Consider the following 23,873-nt stretch of genomic DNA (forward strand, 5'->3'; position numbering starts at 1 on the left):
CGAATTTTAACCGCTTACACTATTCTAAGAGAGTCAACCATAGTACATCTTCTCTGTCTTGTAAATGTAGCTGCATTTGTAAGACCTTCTCCAGTTGGTCCTGCTATTGTAAATGTAGTATAGCCCTCTCCTCCAAATCCAATTCCGGCATAAGAAGGTGCATTTTTTACAAATATTGTAGTATCTATATTTCTTGCCATTTTAGTTAAGTTGTCTATATTTTTTGAGTGCATTATAGCTGTATGTCTATTGCCATGCTCATCTTCAATTGCAAGATCTAATGCTTCATCAAAGTCCTTAACTTTTACTATACCTAAAATTGGCATCATAAGTTCTACCTGTACAAAAGGATGAGAATTTTTCGCTCTATATATAAGGCACTCTACACCATCTACATTCTTACCTATCTGCTGCAAAATATATTTTGCATCTTTTCCTACAAATTTTTTATTAGGAGAATATTTTTTAGTTTTCTCATCGTAGTTTAAAACAAGATTTACAATTTTGCTTGCCTCTTCATCTGTAAGCTCATATACTGCCCTATTACTTTTCATTTTTTCTATTAATTTTTCATATATGCAGTCAACTGCTAATACTTCCTTTTCTGCTATACATGGAAGATTATTGTCAAAACTGCATCCTGCAATTATATCTCTTGCAGCTTTATCTATATCCGCAGTTTCATCAACTACAACAGGTGGATTTCCAGCTCCTGCACCTATTGCCTTCTTTCCTGATGAAAGAACTAATTTAACAATACCAGGTCCTCCAGTTGCAACAAGCATTCTTATTTTAGGATGTTTAAGCATTACATTAGTACTTTCTATTGAAGGATTCTTTACAGATGTAATAAGATTATTAGGACCACCTGCTCCTTTTATTGCCTTGTTTAACTCCCTAATCATAGCTAGTGATGAATTACAAGCTCCAGGATGAGGTGAAAATACAACAGTATTTCCAGCTGCAAGCATTCCTATACTATTGCAAGCAACGGTAGCTGCTGGATTTGTAGATGGAGTAATTGCGCCTATTACACCAAAAGCTCCCTGCTCTACAAGAGTAAGCCCCTTGTCACCTGTGCATGCAGTACTTTTTAAAACTTCAGTGCCTGGAGTTTTCTCAGCTGTAAGTTTAAGCTTTAAATATTTGTGATCAACTCTACCCATTTTAGATTCATTAACGCACAAAGTTGCTATATTCATTGCACTATCGAGTATGGCCTTTCTCATTGCTGCAATTAGCTTTTCCCTCTCTTCAAGAGAATAGTTAGAAAACTCCTTTTGTGCCTTATAGGCAGCATCTATAGCTTCTTCCATAGTATCAAATACTCCATCACTTACTTCTTCTTTTAAAACTTCATTGTTCATAGTTTTTAAAACTTTTTCTATTATACTTGACAATTCATTAGTTCCAAGTTCCATTTAAAACTACCTCCTCAAAATATTCTACTCCAAATTTCGAAACTTCCATATCCTGCTTTGAAGTACCACCGCTTACTCCTATTGCACCAACTAGCTTGCCATTATATTCAAGTGGAAATCCTCCACCAAAAGTAATTATCCTATTTAAGTTGCTAATTCCATAAAGATCTCCTTTTGGCAAAGCTAATTTATTGAGTTCATGAGTTGGAGTCCTAAGTACTGCAGCTGTATATGCTTTATTTTGTGCTATTTCTATACTTGCTAAAAGTGAATTATCCATTCTCTCAAGTAATATAACATTGCCAGAAAAATCAGTTACACAAATAACCATAGGTATTTTCATTTCTTCTGATTTATTGATACAGGCTTTAACTATACACTCTGCTATTTTTCTATTAATAGTTCCTAAACTATTTGAATTTTCAACTTTCAAAGCTTCATTATTATTATTTACTTTATTCTCTATTTGCCTCATTATATCTTTATAATCAAAATATCTTGCCAAAGCATAAAGTCCATCAGACAATCTATTTACATATTTAATAAGATTACTATCTATATTATAGGAACTTTGAAGACTTGATATATATCTTTCTGCTCTTCTTGCATCTGTTCTTGCAAGGTCAAGATAAGCAGACTCCTTCGTGCCTCCTGGAACCATAAATCCAGTTTCTACAGGCTTAAATCCTTCAAGTTCATCTATCATATTTTCAATAAATTCTATATCAGAATCCTTTATTCTAGGCTTGTACTTATCTGTTCCTAAGGATGCAAGTTCTGCTCCAACTTCAAATAAAACTTTCTGTATTTTTAAAAGCTTTTCACATATATCTGTATCAGAAATATATGCTCTTGCAATTCCAATAGATGAATTTGTTTCATCTATACTTCCATAGGCCCAAACCCTTAAATCACACTTTTTTACTCTACTTCCTCCAACAAGGCTGGTACTTCCGCTGTCACCAGTTTTAGTATATATCTTCATTTAATCACCACCTGTTAATTCTCATTCCATTCAACAGAATCAACAATTCCTATAATAGAAGCATCTGATGGTATTATATTTTCACCACTATCTACATATCTTGCACCACTTCCTGTAACTACAATTACAGTTTCATTAGCTCCAGCTCCTACTGTGTCTATTGCAACTATAGAATCACCTGTTGTATTTCCATTTTGATCTATAGGCTTAACTATAAGCAGCTTGGTGCCAACAAATTTTGGATCCTTCTGAGTTGAAACTACATTTCCAACTACTTTTGCCAAAAACATATACATCCTCCTCTATTTTCAACAATACCTGACATCTATACCTTCATTGAGTATATACTCTTCTGCTAAAGGAGTTATTATAGCATTTTTTCTTATAAAAACCTGGCCATTTTCACATGACTTTATAATATCTTTCTTTGTCAATACCCCTGTAAGTATATTGTCACTTGATAAATTATCCTCTAGAAAATTTTGAAAAGATCTATTTTTACCTATAACATTTCCAATCTCATCTGAATTTATAAACTTCATTCCCATGTTTACAAGGGTTTTTTCATATTTTAATATCATATCATTATACACTGAGTTTTTAGTTAGCCCTAGTGACATATTTATAGGGTTTTTAGGATCAAAACTGTCCTTTATTGCCACTACATTTTTATTCATCATAAGAGCCTGAGCAATTGCTGTAGTTACTAAGTTGTCTTCAATACCAAGTGCACATTTTACTAAGGTATTTCTTGTCATAATAGGAATAAATATTAAATCGTCCTCTTTTATTGCTTTAAACAACTTTTTTCCAGAATCTAATACATTACAGTTCATATCCAAAATATACTTCTCTGGCACGGCTTTCTTTCCAGCTTCAGTACATGCTATATCATATTTAATTAACTTTTCAGAAGATAAAGCTCCAAATATTTGACTTACATTTACAGCCCCACCTGATACAAGCAGTAGTATTTTGAGATTCATCATATCTAAAACCTTTTTAACTACAATTTTTACTAGAGCCTCATTATTCATATGCACACCTCTCTTACCTAATACTGCTCATTGCTATTCCTATAGGAGTTACAAGCATTGGATTGTATGGCTTTACAGTTTTAATTCCGGTGTACCTTTGAATTATATTCTCTATCCCTTGAATTGAACTTGTTCCTCCTACAATATAAATCTCCTGTACATCATATTCTTTAATATTGTGTGCAATTATATTGCCAATCTTTTCGATTACAGGTTCTATAAGCGGCACAACTGTTTTCACATTCTTAGGATCTATTTTAAACTTCTCAGCCTCTTCATATTCCATATCCAAGCTTCCAGATATAACAAGACTTAAATGGTATCCTCCTGTAGCTTCATCTGCCGAATAAATAACTTCTCCATCTTTCAATATAGATATTCCAGTAGTTCCACCACCTATATCAACTACTGCACCATCTTTTACTTTCAAAACCCTTGCAGCAGCAGTTGGTTCATCAACTATGGCAGTTACATTGAAATCAGAGGCTTCAAGAACGTTTTCAATTATTCTAACACTTCCTTGAATTACTCCAGGAGGTATTGCAGCTGCTGCATAATCAAGATTTCTATTTAACTTTTTTTCAAGTTTCTCTTTCAACTCCCTAACTATTTTAACTGCTTTAAGATAATCAACTACAATTCCATCTCTAACAACGTTTGCCCTTTTAATTTCACCTGCTACTGGATTATTATCCTTATCAAGCACTGTTAGAACTATATTACAAGTTCCTAAGTCTACACCTACTTTAAGTTCTCCATCTTTATAATCTTTTACAGGATTATAAATGGCATTTTCCATTCTTTTAATAAATTCATTTGCTTCATGGAACATATTTTCAGATTGTACTGTAAAGCCTTTACCATCCATAAATATCACCTACTTTTACCAATTATCCGAACAAATTCATTGTTTTTAAGCTCTGCTGCATTTGCCTCATCTGTATCAAGATGAATTTCAAGAGCTGACTTAATACTTACTCTAATTAATACATTCTTTAATATAATCCCCTTTTCTCCTGAAGTTTCCACATCTACAAGATCCCCATCTTTTACTCCATATGCCTTTGCTTGACTTGGAATCATATGAATATGTCTTTTTGCACAAATAACCTTGTTTTTTAAAAGAATCATTCCCTTAGGTCCTATAACAGCAAGACTTTCAGAATTATCCAATTCTCCCGAAGTTCTAACTGGAGGCTTTATTCCAAGCTTAAATGAATCACTTCTAGATATTTCAATTTGACTTGACTTCCTTACAGGGCCTAGAATTCTTACATTTTCAAAAGAACCTTTGGGACCTGCAATAGTTACCGTTTCATTAGCAGCAAATTGTCCCGGCTGTTTTACAGCATTTTTTACAGTAAGTTTGTATCCTTCACCAAATAGCTTTTCCAAATCCTCTTGAGTAACATGAATATGCTTGTTTGATATACCAATAGGTATAGAAAATTCCCTGTTTTTTATTTGAGATTTTGTTACAATGTCAGCTACTATATCCTTTATAAGGACTTCATTTACATCTATCATCTATATCACCTTTCAAGATATTTAAGACTTAATTAGTTCAATTTTTAAATGGCATTACCTTATAGAGTCTGGCAGCATTGCATCCAATTTTCCTTGCCTTTTCTTTATCGTAGGAATTAATTGTTTCAAATATAAATGGTTCTTCCTCTGGAAGCTTACCATAGTGGATCACTAATCTATTATCCATAACTCCAACAGCTATATTCATTCTTGAATTTTGAGACTCTGTATATATTTTATGGAGAAAAGTATCTTCACTTAACTCAACTTCTTTAATATCGTAGGGAATTCCCTCTTCTTCTATTCCTGCAAGAACTTCTCTTAAAATATATTTATCTGGACTGTCCACGCAAACAAAAATACTTGGCCTTTGAAGATTTGATGCCATTATAGCTCACTACCTTTCAAACTATTGTAGTAAGAAATTACAAGTCCTGTAGCTACAGCATTTCTAGGGCCTTTCTCCCCTCTTATGTTTCCACTTCCACAAACTACTCCATAGTGTGAAAGTTCATCGGATATCATTTCAGGAATTTCAAAATCCAGTGCCGATCCACCTACTAAAACTACAAAATCAATATTTCTCAAATCATGGTTAGGAGCAATATCTCTTAAAGCTCTTACAGCATTTACAACAAATACTTTCCGTTTTGCCTCTCTTCTTACAAGCCTTATCTTTTCAACACTGTTTTTACCAGGAATAGGAACCATCTCATCTTCCTTCACTATTATGTTCCTTGCAAACAAGCTTGAGTCAAGTGAATTTTCAAAGAATCGTGTACTTCCATCTTCATATCTCAGATTAAAAAGGCTCTCAACTTTAGCAAGTGGATACTTTTTTATATCTTCTGCCAAATTATAATCATCAAGTCCAAGTTCCGATTTTATAAGCATAGTAACCATTTCACCTGCACCTGCATGATGAATTGATTTAGTCTTACCTGATTTATCTATATATGCAGAATCCGTTGATCCACCTCCCATGTCAAGTATTACAAGAGGTCTATCTGTTCCAGGTGTTGTAAGAGCTCCAAGTACGGCCATATCCGCTTCAACTCCACCTATAATTACATTAACTCCAGTTTCCTTTTGAAGACTTGAAGCTATACTTTCCATAGGAAGTTTACTTGTCTTTACCATAGCTGCAAGAGCTACGGAATTTTCAAGAGCAAATTCTTCTGCAAGGCCTCCTTGAACCTTTTGAGGTACAAATGTATCAACAGCCAAAATATCCTGTATTTTTATATTATTTATCTCCTGAGATGTAAGATTTGCCATAACTTGCCTTACACGTTCAATCATTCCACCTACATTTGTCCCTGCATCTCCTGTAACATCTTTAAGCGGCCAAACTTTGCTAAGTTCACTCATTATTTTTTCAGCACCTTCTTCAATTCCAACCTTTTTTTGGCCAGAACCAATAAGTGTAAGTTTTCCTGCAGGTATTACCTTCTCTTTTACATCCCCTTCAGGAGTTCTTATTACAACAGCTGACCTATTTCCTATAAGGGCTCTTGATATTGGAATAATGTGCTTTGTTTCTTCAGGAGATAAATTAAACACTGTGGCAATTCCATAGGGATTTGACAGTACTTTTATTGTTTTCCCAAAATCTGCAACTTCTACAGCTGCAAGCATGCCCATAGGAACTTTTTCAATGTACTTTACCTCATCTACAATAGGTATTTTTTTAATCAATCTATTTGATATTATTACCCCATCATCTGCCTGCACTATAGCTCCTGTAATTTTAACATCCCTTTTAAATGCATAATTTATCTTTTCTGCAGCAGTCATAAAGTCCACAGACTTTGGTATAACACAAATAACATTTTCATTGCTATGAATATTTTCAAGCTCATCTAAAAATACAGTCCTACCTGTACCTATTCCAATTCCTCCAGGAGTGTCAGGATTATGACCTATCATAGTTGACTCTGTAATTACAGTTTCAGTTATAGTTTCCATTGCAACATCTCCAATAACTGGAGTTGCCTCATTTAAACATATAACATTTAGGTCTTTAACTGAAACATTTATCTTACTACAAGCATCTTTTAGTGCTTTTAATATTCCTGCTATATTGTCATAAGTACCTTTAATGCCTGTAGTTTTAACCATACTACTTGAAACAAAATTTAAACCAGCATCAAAATCGGCAATGGCAACTTCTGTAGTGGAATTTCCTATATCTACTCCTGCTGTAAGTTTCATATATACCACCTACCTAAGCTTTTAATCTGCCTCTCTTTTCATATACCTCACATGCCTCTCTTACAAGAGAAGCATTTATTTTTGCATTGTACTTCTCTTCTAATTCCTTAGCTATATCCAAAAGCTGCTGTTTTGTAGATCTATATGGTCTAAGGGCATTATATATTTCCATTACCCTGTCATCTGGAACTCTAGTTAGCTCAGCTGCCCTTTTTAAGTTCTGTGCAAATTGATTTCTTCCAACAGATTCAGCTACTTGAGCCTGATATAGTAAAACCTCTGGAGTTATTTTTATATCATCTGGCACAACTTTCCCATTAATAACATTTTCCATATTTATATCATCTAAATTTTTACCAGTTTTAGTCTTTATAAGATCACTTCTCTTTTTTGCAAGAGGATAGTCCTTTGAAGTAATTTTTACTTTACTAACCTGTTCAGTATTATTTTTTTCTTGTGCATCTTTACTATTTTGTGTATCTTTAGAATCTCCCATTGATTTCATAACTTCGCTAACTATTTTATTTATTAAATCCATATTTTCCATAAAATTCACCCCTATTCAAAAACTACTTTTAGTTCTATAGGATCTGCACCTTTAACTACATGTTCCGTTTCTTTTATATGGAGCACTGCAGCTTTTGCCTGATATTTAGGTCTTGCCATCTGATCATTTTTAACAGGTACAGGATTTGGTGATTCACCTTTAGCATATTTTGCAGCATTTTTACCTATAGCCCTATAAGTTTCTCTATCTATTAGTGGAGCCTGTGGAAATAATTCTAGATTATTTAAAGGTTGCAAATCCTTTTGATGTATTAAACTAGTTCCTTTAGACTGTACCCCTATTCCTATTCCAGAACCGCTTAACTCAGCAGCATCATGACCCATAAATGCTACATCTGAACTTCTGATAACTCTTATAACTCTTGGAGTAATTCCCTCTTCTTCAATACCTGCCATAATTTCTTTTAAAACTTCATCATGTGGAATTCCAACTATTGTTTTAGTCTGATAAATTCCAAATGCAGGTCCTAGAGCTATAACTACCTCATCACTTTTTTTACCTGCTTTTGCTTTTCCAACTTCTATAAGCTTCATTCTCCCTGACTTTGACTGATTGTTCTCAGGCTTTTTAGAATCTAAATTATCTTCAGATTTTGACTTCAATTCCTTTATAACCTGTTTAGTTATAAGTTCAACTAATTCTTGATTTGAAACTGAATTTACCATAAAGCTGCCTCCTTTTTTAAATCTTATTAGGATCTAACGCATAGGATATATCTTTTATCTTGTTCCATTTTTCTCCATCAAGTCTATATCCTGTGCCTGGTCCCATATAGTCATTACAATCATTTACACCACTTATAACATTGAAATTTTCATCAAATATTGCAGAAGCATGTAGATAATCACCTGCTACTCTCTGTTTAAGCATATTTAAAATTCTCTGAGCAATATCTTTATATCCACCTTTGTAAATTGCCTTTACAACATCAATTCCAGTAACACCTTGCTCTACCAATTCTTGAGCTGCCTTTAAATCCTCCACTACATTTCTCTCAGGCATGTCCTTACTTCCATGAGCATAAGTTGCAGCTTCTACTTCCTCATCTGTAATAGCTGGAAGTCCTAGTTCTCTAAACATAACTTGCATTACTTTTGCAGCTTTATTCCTTATAGCAACTACATCTTCTTCATTTACAGGGACAAGTCCGCCATCTACTTTTAAATCCCTTTCTAGTACTACCCAATCATCATAATCCTCTGCATCCCAATTTGAACCTGCAAACATATTGTCGTAATTTGGAGTAGAACTATATCCTGAGCATATGAAATCAGTACCTGGCAAAAATTGCATCATAGTTCTTGCAGTTCTTCTTATATCAGAATGTGTAAATGTCTGGTCATTACTTGATGCACATTCTAGATCAAGCATTGTAGCTACAAGATTTTCTGCAAGTACTTCTCTTATACCTTCTGGAATTGCTGCTGGAACACCTATACAACTAACAGAACCATTTTGAAGTCCTTGAGCTCCAGCTCCTTTTGTTATCATTATGCATCTTGTTTCAAGATAGAGCATTGACTTTCCTTCTGCATATCCCATTTGTACTTCCGATCCACTACCTGATGTAAATCTCATTTTAAGTCCTCTAGATGCGTAGGCAGATGCTAGAAAAGCTTTTGACCATGGAGTGTCATCACCATCTACGAATACGTCTTCAGTTCCATATACAGATATTGTTTCTGCATAGGAAGTATAGCCTAACATTCCAAGTTTAAGCTCTGTAGCTTCTTCAAGAGAACACTGAGTTAAAACTCCACCTCTACCTGTTTGTGATCCAATTAAAATACTTAAAGCATTAAAAGGTGCATACCTTACTATTCCAACTGTAGTTTCCATTTCATCAAAGCCTCTAAGTGCTGCCTCTGCAGCATCTGCTGCTATTTGAACTGGGTTATCTCGTACATTTGTAACATGACATTGATTTGAAGGAGTCCTTCTTACTCTCATCTTTTGAAGAGCCATCATCATTTCAACTACATTTAATTTATTAACTACTTCAGCAAGTTTTGCAGGAGTAAGTGCTGTTGTTATTTTTATAATCTCATCTCTTCCCACATTTATATCAACAAGCATTCTTGCTATTTTAATTGAATCAATTTTCATTGCCTCTTCAGTATTTTCTATATTTATAGCATGATTTGCAATAAACATGTCAATAAAGTCAAAATCCTCTCTCTTTTTACCATCCATTTCAACTATTTTGCCATCTTTAACTTTTACACTTGGCTTTGGATCATTTGGACTTTCAACAGCTATGAGTCCTACTTCAGGCCATTCTTTTACAAATCCATCATTATGAACAGGTCTTTTTCCCAATATCTCAAATCTTTTAGACTTTTTCAAAATAACACCTTCCTTCTACTAAATATAAGGTTTTGTATCAGTCTTAGGATCTTGTCCCATAGACCTTAAAATAGATAAACCAATTTCCCTTGCAGCTATAACAGATTGTCTAACAGCTCCTGAATCACCAGTTATTGTAATTATAACCTCGTTTGAATGAGCAGTTCCCCCATTTCCTGGGCTTGCATAACTTACTAATTCAACATTTGCAGTTTTCATAGCCTTATCTGCCATTACAACTCCAATTCCAGCTGGAGCTCCAACTATAACTCCAAAAGCTTTTCCAATTGGTGCACCAAAAGCTTTCTCAAGTGCAAAACTTGCTCTTGCAGTATATTGAAGTTCAATATGACCTGCATCACAGCCATATACATCACCAAAAGTTCTATCAAGTTGACCTAGTGCAACTTCAACAGCACGTCTAGTATCAGATACATCTTCGGCAGCAAGTAAAACCAGTGAACCATGCCCTGCTCCTCCCTTTGTATCTCTTGCAAGTTCAACTGTTACAACTTCAGTATTTGTTGCCTTTACAGCTTCATCTGCAGCCATAATCTGAGGACCGGCACCTGTTCTAGAACTAATTATTCCTATAGATCTGTATTTTTTATCAATTTTTAATTTTTCATGTAGAAAATAATCAACATTTGCAATTACAAGGCCTACGGTGTCGCCTCTTGCTGATCCTACAAATTCTGTAACTGCTGATTTTCCCATACTAGTTACCTCCTTCTTTTTATATTCTTTATCAATATCTTCTTTAGAAATATCCTGAGAAGTATCCTGCTTTTCTTTTGAATCATTATCCTGTTCAGATACCTGGAATTCTTCTAAAATAGATTCAACAATGCTTGTTATAGTGTCTTCATCTAAATTTTTTACATCAACTCTTTTATTTAGTTCAGACATTACATTTTGAATCAAATCACCATTCATAATAAATTACCTCACATTCGATTTATTGCTGAACATCTAGCTTTGGCAATATCTTTTCAACATCTGTATGTGGTCTTGGAATTACATGAATAGAAACAACCTCACCTACCCTTTTTGCAGAAGCGGCACCTGCATCAGTGGCTGCCTTTACAGCTCCAACATCTCCTCTAACCATAACAGTTACAAGTCCCGATCCAATTTTTTCATATCCTATAAGTGAAACGTTTGCAGCTTTTACCATTGAATCCGCAGCTTCAATTGCAGGAATTAAACCTCTAGTTTCTACCATTCCCAATGCTTCTTGTCCCATAACTATACCTCCAAAATAAGTTTTTTATTTCTCACTTATTATTTTACATTAAGTATGTTGATTACGTTTACAATATTTTGTCTTATTTAAAGATTATATAGATAAATTTTAATTGTATTTTTTAGACTTATTTTTGCACTTTTTAGACATATTTTTAATAAGCTTAATTTGAAAGGTATTTTAGTTGATTTTGTGACTACTGACTAGTATACTGATAATATAGGTATTATTTATATTAGAGTTAATTTTTTACATACACATCCTCTTTAACTCTTAAAACAATATGCTATGGGGGATTTTATGGATAACTTAGGAAATTATAAATTGAATGAAATCATAGAACTATCCTCTCTTCAAACTATACAAGATAAATTTGCCAAAATCACTAATCTTTCAGTAATATCAGTTGATAGGTCAGGAAAACCTATAACAAAACCAAGTAATTTTTCAAAATTCTGTAGTCTTATAAGAAGTTCTAAAGTAGGCAGAATGAAATGCAACGGCTGTGATGCAAAAGGAAGCCTAAACTCAATGATTGCAAAAAAATCAGTAATTTACACATGTCATGCAGGTTTAACAGATATGTCTGCACCAATTATTGTAGGAAATACATATCTTGGAGGAATGTTATGCGGTCAAGTAAATATAAAAGGTAGAAAATGTCATGTTAATTGTGAAAAACTTTCTAAAGAACTTGATATCCCTGCTGAAAAAATTAAATCAGCACTATCTAAAGTTAAAACTGTGAAATATGATAGAATAGTGGATTCTGCAGACTTTCTCTATTTGTTTACCAATTTTATTGCAAAAATGGGTATTTCAAATATAACACATAAAAAACTATTAGCTGAAACAAATGAAAAAATGAAATTTGAACACATGGCAAGGGAAAGCCAAATAAAATCAATTCAATCTAAAGTAAACCCACACTTTTTATTTAACACTTTAAATACAATTGCAGGTATGGCATTTATAGAAGAAGCAGAAAAAACCGCTAAATTAATTTACTCTCTATCCGACATACTGAGATACAGCATTAAAAATTCACAGGATACAGTTAAAATAAAAACTGAAATAGAAAATATAAAAAAGTATATGTACATTCAAAAAATACGATACAGTGATAGGCTAAATTATAATATAAATATTTCAAAAGATATACTGGATCATAAAATTCCAGTAATGACTTTACAGCCTATTATAGAAAACGGTATCCATTCACGGATTAGAACCACAAGCCAACATAGTAGAAATAGATATAGACGGAAAAATGCTAGATGATAAATCTGCCTTAATTAAAATAAGTGATACTGGAATTGGAATGACACCTGAAAAGCTAAATAAGGTAATTTATAATATGAATTATTCAAATAATAGCAATGTAAGCGGATTAAAAATTGTAAAGGAAAGATTAAACTATCACTTTGGAGAAAAATCTGATATCAAAATAGAAAGCAGAAAAAATATAGGTACAGTGGTATATATAAAGATACCATTTACATATTAATATTAAGATAGGGAGGTATTTTATGTACAAAATAATGATTGCCGATGACGAATCTTTTGAACGTAGCTCTATACGATTTATGCTAAACAAATTTTTCAACAACATAGAAATAATAGAAGACGCCAAAACCGGAAATGAAGCTATATTATTGTCTAAAAAATATAAGCCAAATATAATCATTATGGATATAAAAATGCCTGAAAAAAATGGTTTAGAAGCTCATGAATCTATTATGAAATTTCTTCCTAATATAAAGACAATTATTCTAACAGCCTATGATGATTTTAAATTTGCACAAACTGCTATTAAACTAAATATAGTTGACTACATTCTAAAACCTACAAAACCCTATGAATTAAAAGATTCCATAGAGAAAATAATTTCATCTCTTGACAGTGAAAGTAATAAAATGATTCATAATAATCAAATTAATCCCTATAATGAACCTCCTTTAAAGAAAGCTATAGAGTATATAAATAAAAATTTCAACAAGAGCATTAATTTAAATTTAGTAGCAAAACACATACATTTTAATCCACAGTATTTTAGCAAGTATTTTAAAAACAATACAGGTATTAATTTCATAGAATACCTATCCAAAGTTAGGATAAACAATGCAAAAAAGTTATTGGAATACACAGATAAAAGTATACATATGATATCAATGGATGTAGGCTATACAGATCCATCGTATTTTACAAAGGTGTTTATGAAATATGAGGGAATTTCCCCTCGCAATTACAGACAGAGGGTCAATTCAGAGTTCACAATTCACAATGCACGATGAGCAATGCACAGATAACAATGAACAATTCACAGTTCACAATGCACGATGAACAATGCACGATGAGCAAGGCACGATGAACAATGAGCAATGCACAGTTCTCAATGCACAGTTCACAATTTGTAGTGGGCTGTGCAGGATTTTGTATATGGATTTATTCTACTCCATAATACTCTACATACCATTTTGCAAATCTTTCAAGTCCTTCCTCAATAGACGTTGATGGTTTAAAGTCTACAGCCTCCTGAAGTTTATCTGTTGATGCATAAGTTTTAGGTACATCTCCTGGCTTTAATGGTTCGAATATCTTTTTAAATTCTACTTTTCTATCTAATGCTTTACTTAAAGCTTTTTCTAAAGCTCCTATAAATGTCATAAGCTTTTCTGGGCTGTTATTTCCTATGTTAAATACTCTATGAGGAGCAGTCTTTTGTCCAGATTCTTCTACATCTATAGCTGGTGGATTGTTAAGAAGTCTTTGAATTCCTTCTACTATATCATCTATATATGTAAAGTCTCTATATAAGTCATGTTCAAAGTCACCATTGTTAAATATCTTAATAGGTTCTCCTTTAAAATATTTATCTGTAAAGCCAAAGTATGCCATGTCTGGTCTTCCCATAGGTCCATATACTGTGAAAAATCTAAGACCTGTAGCTGGTATCTTATACAAATGACTATAAGTATGTGCCATTAATTCATTTGATTTTTTAGTAGCTGCATATAAAGATACTGGGTTATCTACAAAGTCTGATTCTTCAAAAGGTACTTTTTTGTTAGAACCGTATACTGAACTTGAGGATGCATATACAAGATGGTCTACTGGATTATATCTGCAAGCTTCAAGTATATTAAAAAAGCCTATTATATTACTTTGTATATATACATCTGGGTTTTCTATGGAATATCTTACGCCTGCTTGAGCAGCTAAGTTTACTACAACATTGGGCTTGTACTTTTTAAATGTATCCATAACCATAGATTTATCTGATATATCACCTTTAATAAATATAAATTTATCAAAAAGTTTAAGTTTTTCTAGTCTTGCATATTTAAGATTCACATCATAATAATTATTTATATTATCTATACCTATTATCCTGCAGCCTTCTTCTAAAAGTTTTTTGGATAAATAAAATCCAATAAAACCTGCTGCTCCTGTAATTAAATATATTTTAGTTGTGTCTAATATTTTATAACTCATTTTTATTTCTCTTTAAAATATATAGATATCATTCCAACATTATGGATTTTACCTTCCCTTTATTATTTGATTTACATTAAATATTTTAGAATCTATATTTTTGACATTTATATTTAATTAATTATTTTTCTTTTCATCTTTGATAATACATTTCTTGTTTTTCTATATACTTTTTTACTAAAACTTATTTTTGTATAACTATTTATCAGTTTACTAATATCATCAGAATACGAATCTAACTTGTTGAAAAACATATAACGTTTAGGATTAATAGGCACAGATTTTATTGCAGATGGGTTATATTTAATAGCTTCATCACAATCTACTTGCTTAACTATCATTTTATCCTGTAATTGATCAAATATCTTTTTACCTTTATTAGAATTAATTAAAACCAATGATGTTCCTCTATCATCATCTAATTCAGGTACAATATTCTCAATACCCCAAAAGTCTGCAATAGTTATATCGCTTAATCTATTTAATGTTTTAGATTTACAATCATAACAGGAAGGGCGAAGATATAAATTCTGTAAAAAGCCTCGCATAAATATATCTTCTCTAAGATTCTTTCTATACTCCGTATTGTTATCAAATGATAGCAATACGGAGTATAGCTTCCAGCCGTAATCCTTACGCCTGAAAGCTATTCTCCGTGTAGTAGATCCATACTTTTTTTCAAGTTCAGCTCTATACATTTTAAATACCTTAGGCGATGGTACTCCATGACATATTATATCTACACATATTAAATTATCATAATCTCTTCCTAAGTAAGATATAAGTCCATCTATTTGACATGGTGTTCCTGAAAATAATACCTTAGTACCTTTTTTTAGAAATTCCTTAGTTTGCTTATATGTATCACCAATTTTGCTCTGCAAATATTTTGAACCTCTAAATTTTGATAAATCTTCAATAGTATCCACATAACTATGAACTAAATCTAATTTGTCATTAAAGCAAGCTCCAAATACTACTCCCCCATCATTTATTATATTTTCAGCTAAAAGTGTAAATATACCTCCAGATGAACTTTCATTTCTTATATTTTCATTCTTATTTATAGAAGCATAGGCTATTGTATTATTTACTCTTTGTTTCTTATTAATTATAGGACATACCTTTTCACATAAACCACAATTTATGCATTTAGTATCATCAACATTTGGATATAAAAAACCTTCTTTGTCATCTATCATTGTAATACAATTAACAGGACAAGCATTGTAGCATGCATGACATCCAGAACAATCTTGTTTTTTAGTTATTTTTATCATATTTTAAATCTCTCCTTAAGCTATTCTTTCTTTTATCTTCTTTATAGGAGAAATAAATAAACTTTTTTCATATTTATTCATTCCTATAAACCACATTAATGGAATATAAATTATAGTAAATAACACACCTTTAATTAATATACAACGATATCCACTTCCAATAATAAAACCATTTATAAAGAAACTACATATAAAAGCGATTATAACCGGAATAGTCATTAAAGATATATTTTTCCAAAACCTAGGGATGTTTATATGTATTTGTTTATAATAATAAATATTCATTATAATAATGTTACCTAATGTTAAACCAAGTGAAGTACCTATAGCACATCCAATGCCTCCATACATTTTCCCAAGAGGTATACTTATTGCAATATTAAACATCGATATTATAGTATAAAGAATAGAGCGAAATCTTTGTCTATTTTGTGCTTGTAATATAGTTATCCCTAAATTTTGTATTAACGGTATTGTTACGGGTATTATCAATATTGCAGCTATGTAAAATGCACTATTATAATTTCTTCCTGCCCAAGTATTAACAAAGTCTTGTCCAACTAATAAGAAACCACATAATATATATGCCATAATGATATACTGAATTCTACCAATCTTAATAAACATATCTGATATTTCTTTATCAGATGCTTTTTTTGTGACCATTGCAGTTAACTTTGGTAAAAATACTCCTGAAATTGCAGTTGAAAATGATAAATAATATTTATTAATTTGAGCTGCAACTGAATAAATTGCAACGGCAACTGTACCCGATACAGCTCCTAAAATAAATTGATCAGCACTCCAATTTACTTTATCAACAATCATATTTAGAAATATATAAAATGAATAACCCGTTATTTCCTTCAATAAGCTAAAATCAAATTTTTTAAGATATATTTTAATTTTTAATTTGTATAAACAAAAGAACATATTTATTAATAAACATGTAATGTTTAAAATAGTTGTAACCACTACCATTGCAATTGCTTTATATCCTGACATTAGTAATGGTATCATAATACATGGATTAATAATAATCCTAATTATATTAACAATTTTAGAAAAAACAAATTCTTCATAAGCAGTAACTATAGAACTGAAAATACCAAGAGGAAATGATATTGATAAATTGAATATAAGCAAACCCATTAAAACTTTTGCTTTATCAACTTCCGCTATTGTCATCTTAGCCGAAAAAATATTTCCAATATTTAAATATAAAGAAAAACCTAAAAACAATGTAACTATTCCAATTAAAATATAAATAATTAAAAACATACCATACAAATTATATTCTTTTTCTTTTTTATTCAATGCTCTATATTTTGCAGTATATCTTACAACAGCATTTCCAAATCCAAAATCAAGTATAGTTAAATATCCAACTACAGAAGCTGTTAAAGAATATAATCCATATTCTGATTGTCCCATTTTTCGAAGCATAAATGGTGTATAACCTAAACTTATAGTTGTACTTAAAATAAGAGATATGTATGATAATATTGCTCCTACTTTACGCTGATTTTTTTTCAAGATGAGTTTCCCTACTTTCAATATTTTTTTGTATAATGATATTTCTTTAATCTTTTCATGTTTTTAATTAATCATTTTTTATATTTAGTGCTTCTTTTAAATAATCTAAAGACTTTTTACGTTCCACTTCTAAAATTGAAGTAATATGATCATAATTTGCCTCAAATATTTGTTCATCGCTTAAAATATTGTTTGATTTGCGGTTTTGTAGTTTAAAAGTTTTTAGTAAAGTATCTATTCTTGAGTTCATATTTGATAATTTTCCTTCTCTCTCAAACACAACAAATGCTGTACCTAAGAGTATAGAAAATACACACCCATGAAATGAATCTGTAAATAAAACACTAGCTGAATTAATATAATCTATAAACTCACTAGGTCCTGCTTGATATCTCTTTAAATCTCTTATTGAAGCTAAATTTACAATCAAAAGATTATTTCTTTTTGCTATTTTTTTTATTTTTTTCTTTATTTCTTGGCTTACATCTCCAAGAAAATATGTAAGTAAATATTTATATTTAGGCTTAAATTTATCTTTTTTTGATATTGATAACCATTTTTCTTTTGACAACATCAAAGTTGGATCTATTAATACTTGTGCTTCTCTATTTGTTAAATCTTTTATTATTCTTGCACCACTTTCTTCTCTTACAGATAATCTGTGCATTTGTGATAACCATTTTGCATAATCATTTATATATTTAGATGGTATTTTATCTATTCCAAAACTAGGAGCATAAGCTATCCTTTTACATGGCGGTGCAAATGTAAGAAAATCTATAGAAGAACCATATCTAAATGTTGGATTCCAAACTTGGTCGCTTCCTACTACAAAATAATCAAATTCATCTTTTAACGTTTTAGGTATATTTGATTGTGAAATATAGTATTTTGTTTCACATATATTATCGTTAGTAAATTTTTTAAATCTTTCTAATCGCTTTTGTTTTGATACTTGTATATTGTTCTTATATATAATATTGAATGCTTTATTTTTTATTTTTTCATATACCAGTTTAGGTGGCATATTTTTCAATTTATACATTTTATGTAAAATATCACTCTTATTGTAGTCATTCTTTTTTTCGCATTCAACATTAGTTACAATTGTTTTAACTGATAATTCTAAATCCTTTAAGACTTCTTGAGTTGCATAGTTTTGCAATCTATTTCCATAATTATTGTAGTCATTTATTGTTAAAATTGCAACTCTGTTCATAATTTCACTCCTCATCATTTTTTTAACACACTATTTAATGTTTCTTATTAATTATATTATTTGTTATTATGTAATTATCCAAATATTCTAATTATTTAACAATTATTTCATAATACAATCTTATAATTTATTTGAAAAATACTACATAACTATTGTTAAAAAGGTTAAATACTTATTTTAATCTAAACTTATCTTCAAAATAATATATAACCTCATTTTTGATTTTTAGCTTTTTTAGAAACAAAATAAAATAAATCTTCATAAATGCCAATAAATCTCTCTTCTTTTTATATGGAAATTGTTTCATAACTATATATAATTTCTTTTCCATATTTCTTGAAATATTTAAATTTTTACAATTATCTGCAGTAAACATTATTTCTCTTATCGTCGAAAAATATCTTCTCAACGCAATATAATATAAATCAACAGATAAATTTTTATACATTTTTGTTATTTGAGCCAAAGCATCTATCTCTGTAAGCGATTTTGGTGTTAATTTTCTTCTTCCACCCCCAGTGGCACTATCACTTCTTCGATACCAATAATAAAAACTTTCTTTAACACATATAATTTTATTGCAATTTTGTAAAACTTTTGCCAACCACAAAAAGTCCTCTCCTACATGTATTTTTTCTGGAAAAGTAATAAAATTTTTTTTATCATCTAACAAAACAGCTTTTTTAAAAATTTTATTCCAAACAGCAGACATATAAGATTGATTAAATATAGACTTAAATATTGCATCTCCTAATAAAATTGAGTTTTCTGGAGCTCTTTCCATTATCTTATCATTAAATATATTTTTATATCCACACCAAACAGCATCAATATCATCATCCTTAAATTCATTCATCATAGTTTTAAACATCTCTGGATCAATTTCATCATCTGGATCAATAAAAATCACATATCCTCCTGTTATATGCAAAAATCCTTGATTTCTCGCAGCTGAAACTCCTGAATTGTTTTGATGAATAACTCGAATTCTCTTATCAACTTTCATCCATTCATCGCAGATCAAACCACTTCTATCTGTAGATCCATCGTCCACTAATATTACTTCAAAATTTAAATATGTTTGTTTTTTTATACTTGATAAACACCTATCTATATATTTTTCCACATTATACACTGGTATAATTACAGATAATTTTTTTTCTATCATATCCTAATTATCCTTTCTATCCAGATTACTTCTGAGCCTTATTTTAAAAAATATTATTTTAAATTTTAAAATTTAATAAAGTGCTTTAAAATTCTATTGTTGAACTTTTATTCTAAAATTTCTTTTTTGAGCAATAGCATTTAGTAATCTTATAAAAGAAACATTGTCCCAATTTTAATTTATCTAATACTATAACTCAAATTTAGATTTTGTTGGATAAATTTTTTCAAAACACTCTATCAATTTTTTTTGAATTTCATTAAAATGATTAGTTTTTTCACTATCATTTAAACAAATTAGTTTATGTTTATGGTTCTTAATTTCATCCACTATATTTTTAATATTTTTCAATTCTATTTCATAATATTTAGTAATTGAGTGATCTCTTTCAATATAATTATTTGACATAATTTGCCAAAATTGAAAAATCCACTGACTTACATCATTTGATGTTCTAAATCTATGACTAGATACTTTATCCAATAAATTATACTCCTTTTCCCAAACTATAGAATATGTAGACTTTAAATAAGAAGTTGGAACATGATCTGGTATTAATGCTACAATTGGCTTTTCATGTGGATATAAAAATTTTTTTATACTATTCTTTAATTTATTATATTTAACTTCATATTTATTATAATTGAGTTTAAAGTATTTTTGCACAATTTTTGCACAATTATAATTAATTTTCGTGGATTCCTTTCCTATCTTCCAAATTAATCCCAGATTTTTATTATCACAAGGTAAATCATTAATAAAAAAATCACTTTCTAAAGTTTCTGCATTAACGAACATATCATCATTAAAATATATAAATTTTTCTGATAAACCAGAAATCCTATGTAAATTCATTTCTATTGCACAGGAATTAAAAGTTGGCAGATACTCTTGTTTTATAATCTGATTATGATTAACAACCTCTAATTTTTCATATTTTGTATTTAACCATGTCGGTATATGTCCATATGTAACAAAATAAACTTTATGAAACCATGGTGCATTTCTTTCAATACATCTAAACCAATATTTCAATAAATTCCAATCCCTATACCGACATTCATTAATTGTATTTAATTCGTATTTTTTTCTATCTGCAAGCCATTTTTTATCACTTCCATCTACCCATGTAATAACCAAATCAACCATAATATTTTACACTCTCCTAAATCATTTGACTTTTTTCTCCATCATAACTAATAAATTACCACATACATATATCAATCTTTTTATTATTTTCTAATATTACAAATTAATCGCTTTATTTTTTGTCTGTTCCTTTCTCCAATAATTCTAGTTATCAAAGCCTCAATTTGATTCTTAATTTTACTTCTTGAAGTTTTCCAAGTTCCCGCATAGTAATGAATAGAATAAGTATTAGGAGATATTTTTATTTTCATTGTATAACAATTAATAGGAGAAAAAAACTCCGTTGGATATATAACATAATCTTTTGCTGTAAATATTTTAGTATCAAATTGGTAGTTGTCTTCTTTAATTAACATATTATATATCAATTGTGAATTTGGTGTTTCATCTATTCTTCCATTTTGATGAACAAAATGTTTTCCTTTATATAAATCCAAAATTCTACCAATGAGTTTAGAATTTTTTGTAGCACCAATTGTTGCAGTACATATAGAAAATTGACTTTCAGCACACATAAATGCTTTATTTGTTAATAATGGATTAAATGATTTAATTACCATAACATCCGTATCCAAATATATTCCACCATATTTATATAGGACAAACAAACGAACATAATCAGTAACAAAAGCCCACTTTTTTCTTTGATATGCCTCTTTCACATAGTCACAACTTGTACTAATATCAAAATTTTCTTCATTCCATTCTTTTATTTCATAATCCGGTAATATCTTTTGCCATGAGCTAATACATTTGCGAACATCTTTATTCTTTTCAGCCCCACCAAACCAGCAATAGTGTATTATTTTTGGAATCATTGCCAACTCTCCTTATCAAAAATTTCAATAGTCGCTTGCTGAATTTCACAAACTTTCATTTGTTTAATTTCTTATGTTATACTTTTATATAAATAATCAATTAATATGATTACAAAATGTTAGAAATTAAAATTTCAAATATTCTAGAATCAATATAATCATCTCCACTACAGATCATATGTATTTATAAGTAACCTTTTCATCTTTTATTATATGTAATAGATATACTATAATTGGAATCATCATCTCAGCCTTATTCAACTATCTTTTTCAGCTTTTTAAGCCTATTTATTGATTATTTTTAAACCATTGTCTTAAAAAATATCACTTATTAATAGGATTTCGATATTTTCATATGTTTGTTTACATATATAACTAATACATCTATCAAATATTTCTGAATTATAAATTAATACAATTATTGTAATTTTATTATTATTTATCATTTTTATATACTACCTTGATCTATTTTTAAATCTAAACAAAGTGTTAAAATCATTACTGTTAATAATTCAAAACGAAAAAATGATGTTTCCATTAATCCCATTATGCAATAAGCGCTAATAACTAACACATTCCTATAAGTCATATTAGTTTTGCTAATTATTAAATAAAAAAACAGTATAGCAAATAAACATGAATAAATTATACCTTTTGACAATAATATTTGAAGATATGCATTATCAAACATCATGTTCTCAATTAATGAATTACCAAATAATGAAATTTTATATTGCGTAATCGCATTATGGAAAATTAATAACCGACCAGACAATAATCTATTTAAAGAACTATTATAAAATTTTTCAGTTATTAATAACGATAATATTGTGAATACTACAGGAAATATTGATAATATAATTTGTATGATAAAAGGTACTCTTTTATCTATTTTTTTTTGCAATATTAATACTGCAAAACATAAGGCTATGATTAATATTGTAGATGTACGTGAGTATGTCAAACTATAAATAATATATGTAAATACTAATATAGCTAAAACTTTTCTAAATATTTTTTGGGGCTTAATTATTAATATTATCCCCATAATAATGGCCAACCACTTAGTCGCAGCAATATTAGGATGTAAATAACCTAAAGAATGTCTATAATATGCAATTCCATTCCTCCATATTACTGTATCATAATTAATATTGAATTTTAAAGCAAAATACAGTATTATGACAAACAAATAAAATATTACCATTAAATTAATAAATAATTTTATAGTATCTTTACTTATATAATCTTTAAATGAATAATATATAAAAATAATTAATATAATATTTATAAAATTAAATCTTAATGTAATAATTATTAAAATCATAGTTGCTACACTTATCCAAGTTAAATATATATTCCCTTTAAATTTTTGTTTAATAATGCTTATAGTAAGTATGCTATAAGTTAAAATATAATTAGAATACTTTTCTCCAACTATACATGTTAAAAAAAACACACATAAAACTACTATAAATACAATTAAATCAGAATATCTAATTTTAATTCGCATAATATAATTCACCCTATACTTAAATTTATATATTTTTTAATTATTATTTTTATTTACTAATAAAAACCTATCACATATTTTAATAAATATTTGAAACATTTGAGTTAATGATATATTTATAATCTATTTTTCATGAAATTTATTTGTAAAAAGTTAATATGCTAAATTTAAGGCTAATCTTAAATTTATTTTCAATTATACAAGTTATCAACAAAATATATACTTTTGATACTTCTTAACTTATTTATTGATCATATTTCTGTAAATAAAATTTTTTCATATTTTTAACTTGTTCTTTAATACCAAATACAGATTTAATAATATATTTTTTTACATATTTATTTTTAATAA

24 protein-coding genes are annotated in these 23,873 nt (G+C 29.5%); 3 read left to right on the forward strand and 21 right to left on the reverse strand.

The genetic code is table 11. The annotated features are described in order from the left end of the window. Positions 1-14: 14 nt before the first annotated feature. The 13 genes from H2684_RS01580 to pduA are packed head-to-tail and all read right to left on the reverse strand — an operon-like array spanning position 15 to position 11,344. A complete protein-coding gene (locus H2684_RS01580; protein WP_182087597.1) occupies positions 15-1,421 on the reverse strand; it encodes an aldehyde dehydrogenase family protein in 1,407 nt (468 codons plus the stop codon). Further along, entirely contained in the window at positions 1,405-2,406 is a 1,002-nt protein-coding gene (locus H2684_RS01585) for a cob(I)yrinic acid a,c-diamide adenosyltransferase (protein WP_182087598.1), read from the reverse strand. The genes H2684_RS01580 and H2684_RS01585 overlap by 17 nt, the downstream gene beginning before the upstream one ends. A 14-nt stretch (positions 2,407-2,420) precedes the next feature. Further along, a complete protein-coding gene (locus tag H2684_RS01590; RefSeq protein WP_182087599.1) occupies positions 2,421-2,696 on the reverse strand; it encodes a EutN/CcmL family microcompartment protein in 276 nt (91 codons plus the stop codon). An 18-nt stretch (positions 2,697-2,714) separates the two neighbouring features. After that, the gene (locus tag H2684_RS01595) at positions 2,715-3,443 is read right to left on the reverse strand and encodes a flavoprotein (protein ID WP_182087600.1); all 729 of its coding nucleotides are present in this window, start codon (positions 3,441-3,443) and stop codon (positions 2,715-2,717) included. A 13-nt stretch (positions 3,444-3,456) separates the two neighbouring features. Further along, the gene (eutJ, locus tag H2684_RS01600; protein ID WP_243159245.1) at positions 3,457-4,311 is read right to left on the reverse strand and encodes an ethanolamine utilization protein EutJ; all 855 of its coding nucleotides are present in this window, start codon (positions 4,309-4,311) and stop codon (positions 3,457-3,459) included. Between the two features lie 5 nt (positions 4,312-4,316). Continuing rightward, the gene (locus tag H2684_RS01605) at positions 4,317-4,970 is read right to left on the reverse strand and encodes a phosphate propanoyltransferase (RefSeq protein WP_182087601.1); all 654 of its coding nucleotides are present in this window, start codon (positions 4,968-4,970) and stop codon (positions 4,317-4,319) included. Between the two features lie 37 nt (positions 4,971-5,007). Next, the gene (locus H2684_RS01610) at positions 5,008-5,358 is read right to left on the reverse strand and encodes a glycerol dehydratase reactivase beta/small subunit family protein (protein ID WP_243159246.1); all 351 of its coding nucleotides are present in this window, start codon (positions 5,356-5,358) and stop codon (positions 5,008-5,010) included. Then, the gene (locus H2684_RS01615) at positions 5,358-7,184 is read right to left on the reverse strand and encodes a diol dehydratase reactivase subunit alpha (protein ID WP_182087602.1); all 1,827 of its coding nucleotides are present in this window, start codon (positions 7,182-7,184) and stop codon (positions 5,358-5,360) included. The genes H2684_RS01610 and H2684_RS01615 overlap by 1 nt, the downstream gene beginning before the upstream one ends. A 13-nt stretch (positions 7,185-7,197) precedes the next feature. Next, a complete protein-coding gene (locus tag H2684_RS01620) occupies positions 7,198-7,731 on the reverse strand; it encodes a diol dehydratase small subunit (protein ID WP_182087603.1) in 534 nt (177 codons plus the stop codon). Positions 7,732-7,742: 11 nt separating this feature from the next. Next, on the reverse strand, positions 7,743-8,417 hold the full coding sequence (locus H2684_RS01625) for a propanediol/glycerol family dehydratase medium subunit (RefSeq protein ID WP_182087604.1): 675 nt from the start codon (positions 8,415-8,417) through the stop codon (positions 7,743-7,745). A 16-nt stretch (positions 8,418-8,433) separates the two neighbouring features. After that, positions 8,434-10,098 carry a propanediol/glycerol family dehydratase large subunit gene (locus tag H2684_RS01630; protein ID WP_182087605.1) on the reverse strand — a complete coding sequence of 555 codons (1,665 nt, stop codon included), beginning with the start codon at positions 10,096-10,098 and terminating at the stop codon, positions 8,434-8,436. Positions 10,099-10,116: 18 nt separating this feature from the next. Next, positions 10,117-11,034: a propanediol utilization microcompartment protein PduB gene (gene pduB, locus H2684_RS01635; RefSeq protein ID WP_182087606.1), complete on the reverse strand. Its 918-nt coding sequence runs from the start codon at positions 11,032-11,034 to the stop codon at positions 10,117-10,119. Between the two features lie 22 nt (positions 11,035-11,056). After that, complete coding sequence (gene pduA / locus H2684_RS01640; protein ID WP_182087607.1) at positions 11,057-11,344, reverse strand: propanediol utilization microcompartment protein PduA; 288 nt, start codon at positions 11,342-11,344, stop codon at positions 11,057-11,059. 300 nt (positions 11,345-11,644) lie between these two features. On the opposite strand from pduA, the gene H2684_RS01645 reads away from it, so the two are divergent. Genes H2684_RS01645 through H2684_RS01650 form a run of 3 tightly spaced genes read left to right on the forward strand, consistent with a single transcriptional unit; the run spans position 11,645 to position 13,638 of the window. Continuing rightward, positions 11,645-12,625, forward strand: coding sequence for a PocR ligand-binding domain-containing protein (locus H2684_RS01645; protein WP_243159247.1), 981 nt, complete (start codon positions 11,645-11,647; stop codon positions 12,623-12,625). Next, positions 12,615-12,851, forward strand: a complete 237-nt coding sequence (locus tag H2684_RS12300; RefSeq protein WP_243159248.1) for an ATP-binding protein — start codon at positions 12,615-12,617, stop codon at positions 12,849-12,851. The genes H2684_RS01645 and H2684_RS12300 overlap by 11 nt, the downstream gene beginning before the upstream one ends. 22 nt (positions 12,852-12,873) lie before the next feature. Further along, complete coding sequence (locus tag H2684_RS01650; RefSeq protein WP_182087608.1) at positions 12,874-13,638, forward strand: response regulator; 765 nt, start codon at positions 12,874-12,876, stop codon at positions 13,636-13,638. 151 nt (positions 13,639-13,789) lie between these two features. Here H2684_RS01650 and H2684_RS01655 read toward each other — a convergent pair whose 3' ends face one another. From H2684_RS01655 to H2684_RS01690, 8 genes are all read right to left on the reverse strand, one after another. Further along, positions 13,790-14,839 carry an SDR family NAD(P)-dependent oxidoreductase gene (locus H2684_RS01655; RefSeq protein WP_182087609.1) on the reverse strand — a complete coding sequence of 350 codons (1,050 nt, stop codon included), beginning with the start codon at positions 14,837-14,839 and terminating at the stop codon, positions 13,790-13,792. Between the two features lie 113 nt (positions 14,840-14,952). After that, positions 14,953-16,119 (reverse strand): Coenzyme F420 hydrogenase/dehydrogenase, beta subunit C-terminal domain, encoded by a 1,167-nt coding sequence (locus H2684_RS01660; RefSeq protein WP_182087610.1) that lies wholly within the window; start codon positions 16,117-16,119, stop codon positions 14,953-14,955. Between the two features lie 15 nt (positions 16,120-16,134). After that, positions 16,135-17,655 (reverse strand): oligosaccharide flippase family protein, encoded by a 1,521-nt coding sequence (locus H2684_RS01665; RefSeq protein WP_182087611.1) that lies wholly within the window; start codon positions 17,653-17,655, stop codon positions 16,135-16,137. 67 nt (positions 17,656-17,722) lie between these two features. Further along, positions 17,723-18,874, reverse strand: coding sequence for a polysaccharide pyruvyl transferase family protein (locus H2684_RS01670; RefSeq protein WP_182087612.1), 1,152 nt, complete (start codon positions 18,872-18,874; stop codon positions 17,723-17,725). 172 nt (positions 18,875-19,046) lie between these two features. Continuing rightward, positions 19,047-20,042, reverse strand: coding sequence for a glycosyltransferase (locus tag H2684_RS01675; protein ID WP_182087613.1), 996 nt, complete (start codon positions 20,040-20,042; stop codon positions 19,047-19,049). 189 nt (positions 20,043-20,231) lie between these two features. After that, complete coding sequence (locus H2684_RS01680; protein WP_182087614.1) at positions 20,232-21,191, reverse strand: Stealth CR1 domain-containing protein; 960 nt, start codon at positions 21,189-21,191, stop codon at positions 20,232-20,234. An 83-nt stretch (positions 21,192-21,274) separates the two neighbouring features. After that, positions 21,275-22,009, reverse strand: coding sequence for a glycosyltransferase (locus H2684_RS01685; RefSeq protein ID WP_243159249.1), 735 nt, complete (start codon positions 22,007-22,009; stop codon positions 21,275-21,277). Positions 22,010-22,457: 448 nt separating this feature from the next. Then, positions 22,458-23,522: a hypothetical protein gene (locus H2684_RS01690; protein ID WP_182087616.1), complete on the reverse strand. Its 1,065-nt coding sequence runs from the start codon at positions 23,520-23,522 to the stop codon at positions 22,458-22,460. Between the last annotated feature and the right edge of the window lie 351 nt (positions 23,523-23,873).

This window comes from Clostridium sp. cel8, from assembly GCF_014050525.1.
Classification (GTDB): Bacteria; Bacillota; Clostridia; order Clostridiales; family Clostridiaceae; genus Clostridium_B.

What these genes read in the sequence shown, in the direction of transcription:
- H2684_RS01610 (WP_243159246.1), bottom strand. Translation starts at nt 5,358, where the DNA reads ATGGCATCAAATCTTCAAAGGCCAAGTATTTTTGTTTGCGTGGACAGT.
- H2684_RS01680 (WP_182087614.1), bottom strand. Translation starts at nt 21,191, where the DNA reads ATGGTTGATTTGGTTATTACATGGGTAGATGGAAGTGATAAAAAATGG.
- H2684_RS01605 (WP_182087601.1), bottom strand. Translation starts at nt 4,970, where the DNA reads ATGATAGATGTAAATGAAGTCCTTATAAAGGATATAGTAGCTGACATT.
- pduA (WP_182087607.1), bottom strand. Translation starts at nt 11,344, where the DNA reads ATGGGACAAGAAGCATTGGGAATGGTAGAAACTAGAGGTTTAATTCCT.
- H2684_RS12300 (WP_243159248.1), top strand. Translation starts at nt 12,615, where the DNA reads ATGCTAGATGATAAATCTGCCTTAATTAAAATAAGTGATACTGGAATT.
- H2684_RS01595 (WP_182087600.1), bottom strand. Translation starts at nt 3,443, where the DNA reads ATGAATAATGAGGCTCTAGTAAAAATTGTAGTTAAAAAGGTTTTAGAT.
- H2684_RS01615 (WP_182087602.1), bottom strand. Translation starts at nt 7,184, where the DNA reads ATGAAACTTACAGCAGGAGTAGATATAGGAAATTCCACTACAGAAGTT.
- H2684_RS01675 (WP_182087613.1), bottom strand. Translation starts at nt 20,042, where the DNA reads ATGATAGAAAAAAAATTATCTGTAATTATACCAGTGTATAATGTGGAA.
- H2684_RS01690 (WP_182087616.1), bottom strand. Translation starts at nt 23,522, where the DNA reads ATGCGAATTAAAATTAGATATTCTGATTTAATTGTATTTATAGTAGTT.
- H2684_RS01585 (WP_182087598.1), bottom strand. Translation starts at nt 2,406, where the DNA reads ATGAAGATATATACTAAAACTGGTGACAGCGGAAGTACCAGCCTTGTT.
- H2684_RS01685 (WP_243159249.1), bottom strand. Translation starts at nt 22,009, where the DNA reads ATGATTCCAAAAATAATACACTATTGCTGGTTTGGTGGGGCTGAAAAG.
- H2684_RS01620 (WP_182087603.1), bottom strand. Translation starts at nt 7,731, where the DNA reads ATGGAAAATATGGATTTAATAAATAAAATAGTTAGCGAAGTTATGAAA.
- pduB (WP_182087606.1), bottom strand. Translation starts at nt 11,034, where the DNA reads ATGAATGGTGATTTGATTCAAAATGTAATGTCTGAACTAAATAAAAGA.
- H2684_RS01670 (WP_182087612.1), bottom strand. Translation starts at nt 18,874, where the DNA reads ATGAACAGAGTTGCAATTTTAACAATAAATGACTACAATAATTATGGA.
- H2684_RS01580 (WP_182087597.1), bottom strand. Translation starts at nt 1,421, where the DNA reads ATGGAACTTGGAACTAATGAATTGTCAAGTATAATAGAAAAAGTTTTA.
- H2684_RS01650 (WP_182087608.1), top strand. Translation starts at nt 12,874, where the DNA reads ATGTACAAAATAATGATTGCCGATGACGAATCTTTTGAACGTAGCTCT.
- H2684_RS01655 (WP_182087609.1), bottom strand. Translation starts at nt 14,839, where the DNA reads ATGAGTTATAAAATATTAGACACAACTAAAATATATTTAATTACAGGA.
- H2684_RS01645 (WP_243159247.1), top strand. Translation starts at nt 11,645, where the DNA reads ATGGATAACTTAGGAAATTATAAATTGAATGAAATCATAGAACTATCC.
- H2684_RS01590 (WP_182087599.1), bottom strand. Translation starts at nt 2,696, where the DNA reads ATGTTTTTGGCAAAAGTAGTTGGAAATGTAGTTTCAACTCAGAAGGAT.
- eutJ (WP_243159245.1), bottom strand. Translation starts at nt 4,311, where the DNA reads ATGGATGGTAAAGGCTTTACAGTACAATCTGAAAATATGTTCCATGAA.
- H2684_RS01660 (WP_182087610.1), bottom strand. Translation starts at nt 16,119, where the DNA reads ATGATAAAAATAACTAAAAAACAAGATTGTTCTGGATGTCATGCATGC.
- H2684_RS01625 (WP_182087604.1), bottom strand. Translation starts at nt 8,417, where the DNA reads ATGGTAAATTCAGTTTCAAATCAAGAATTAGTTGAACTTATAACTAAA.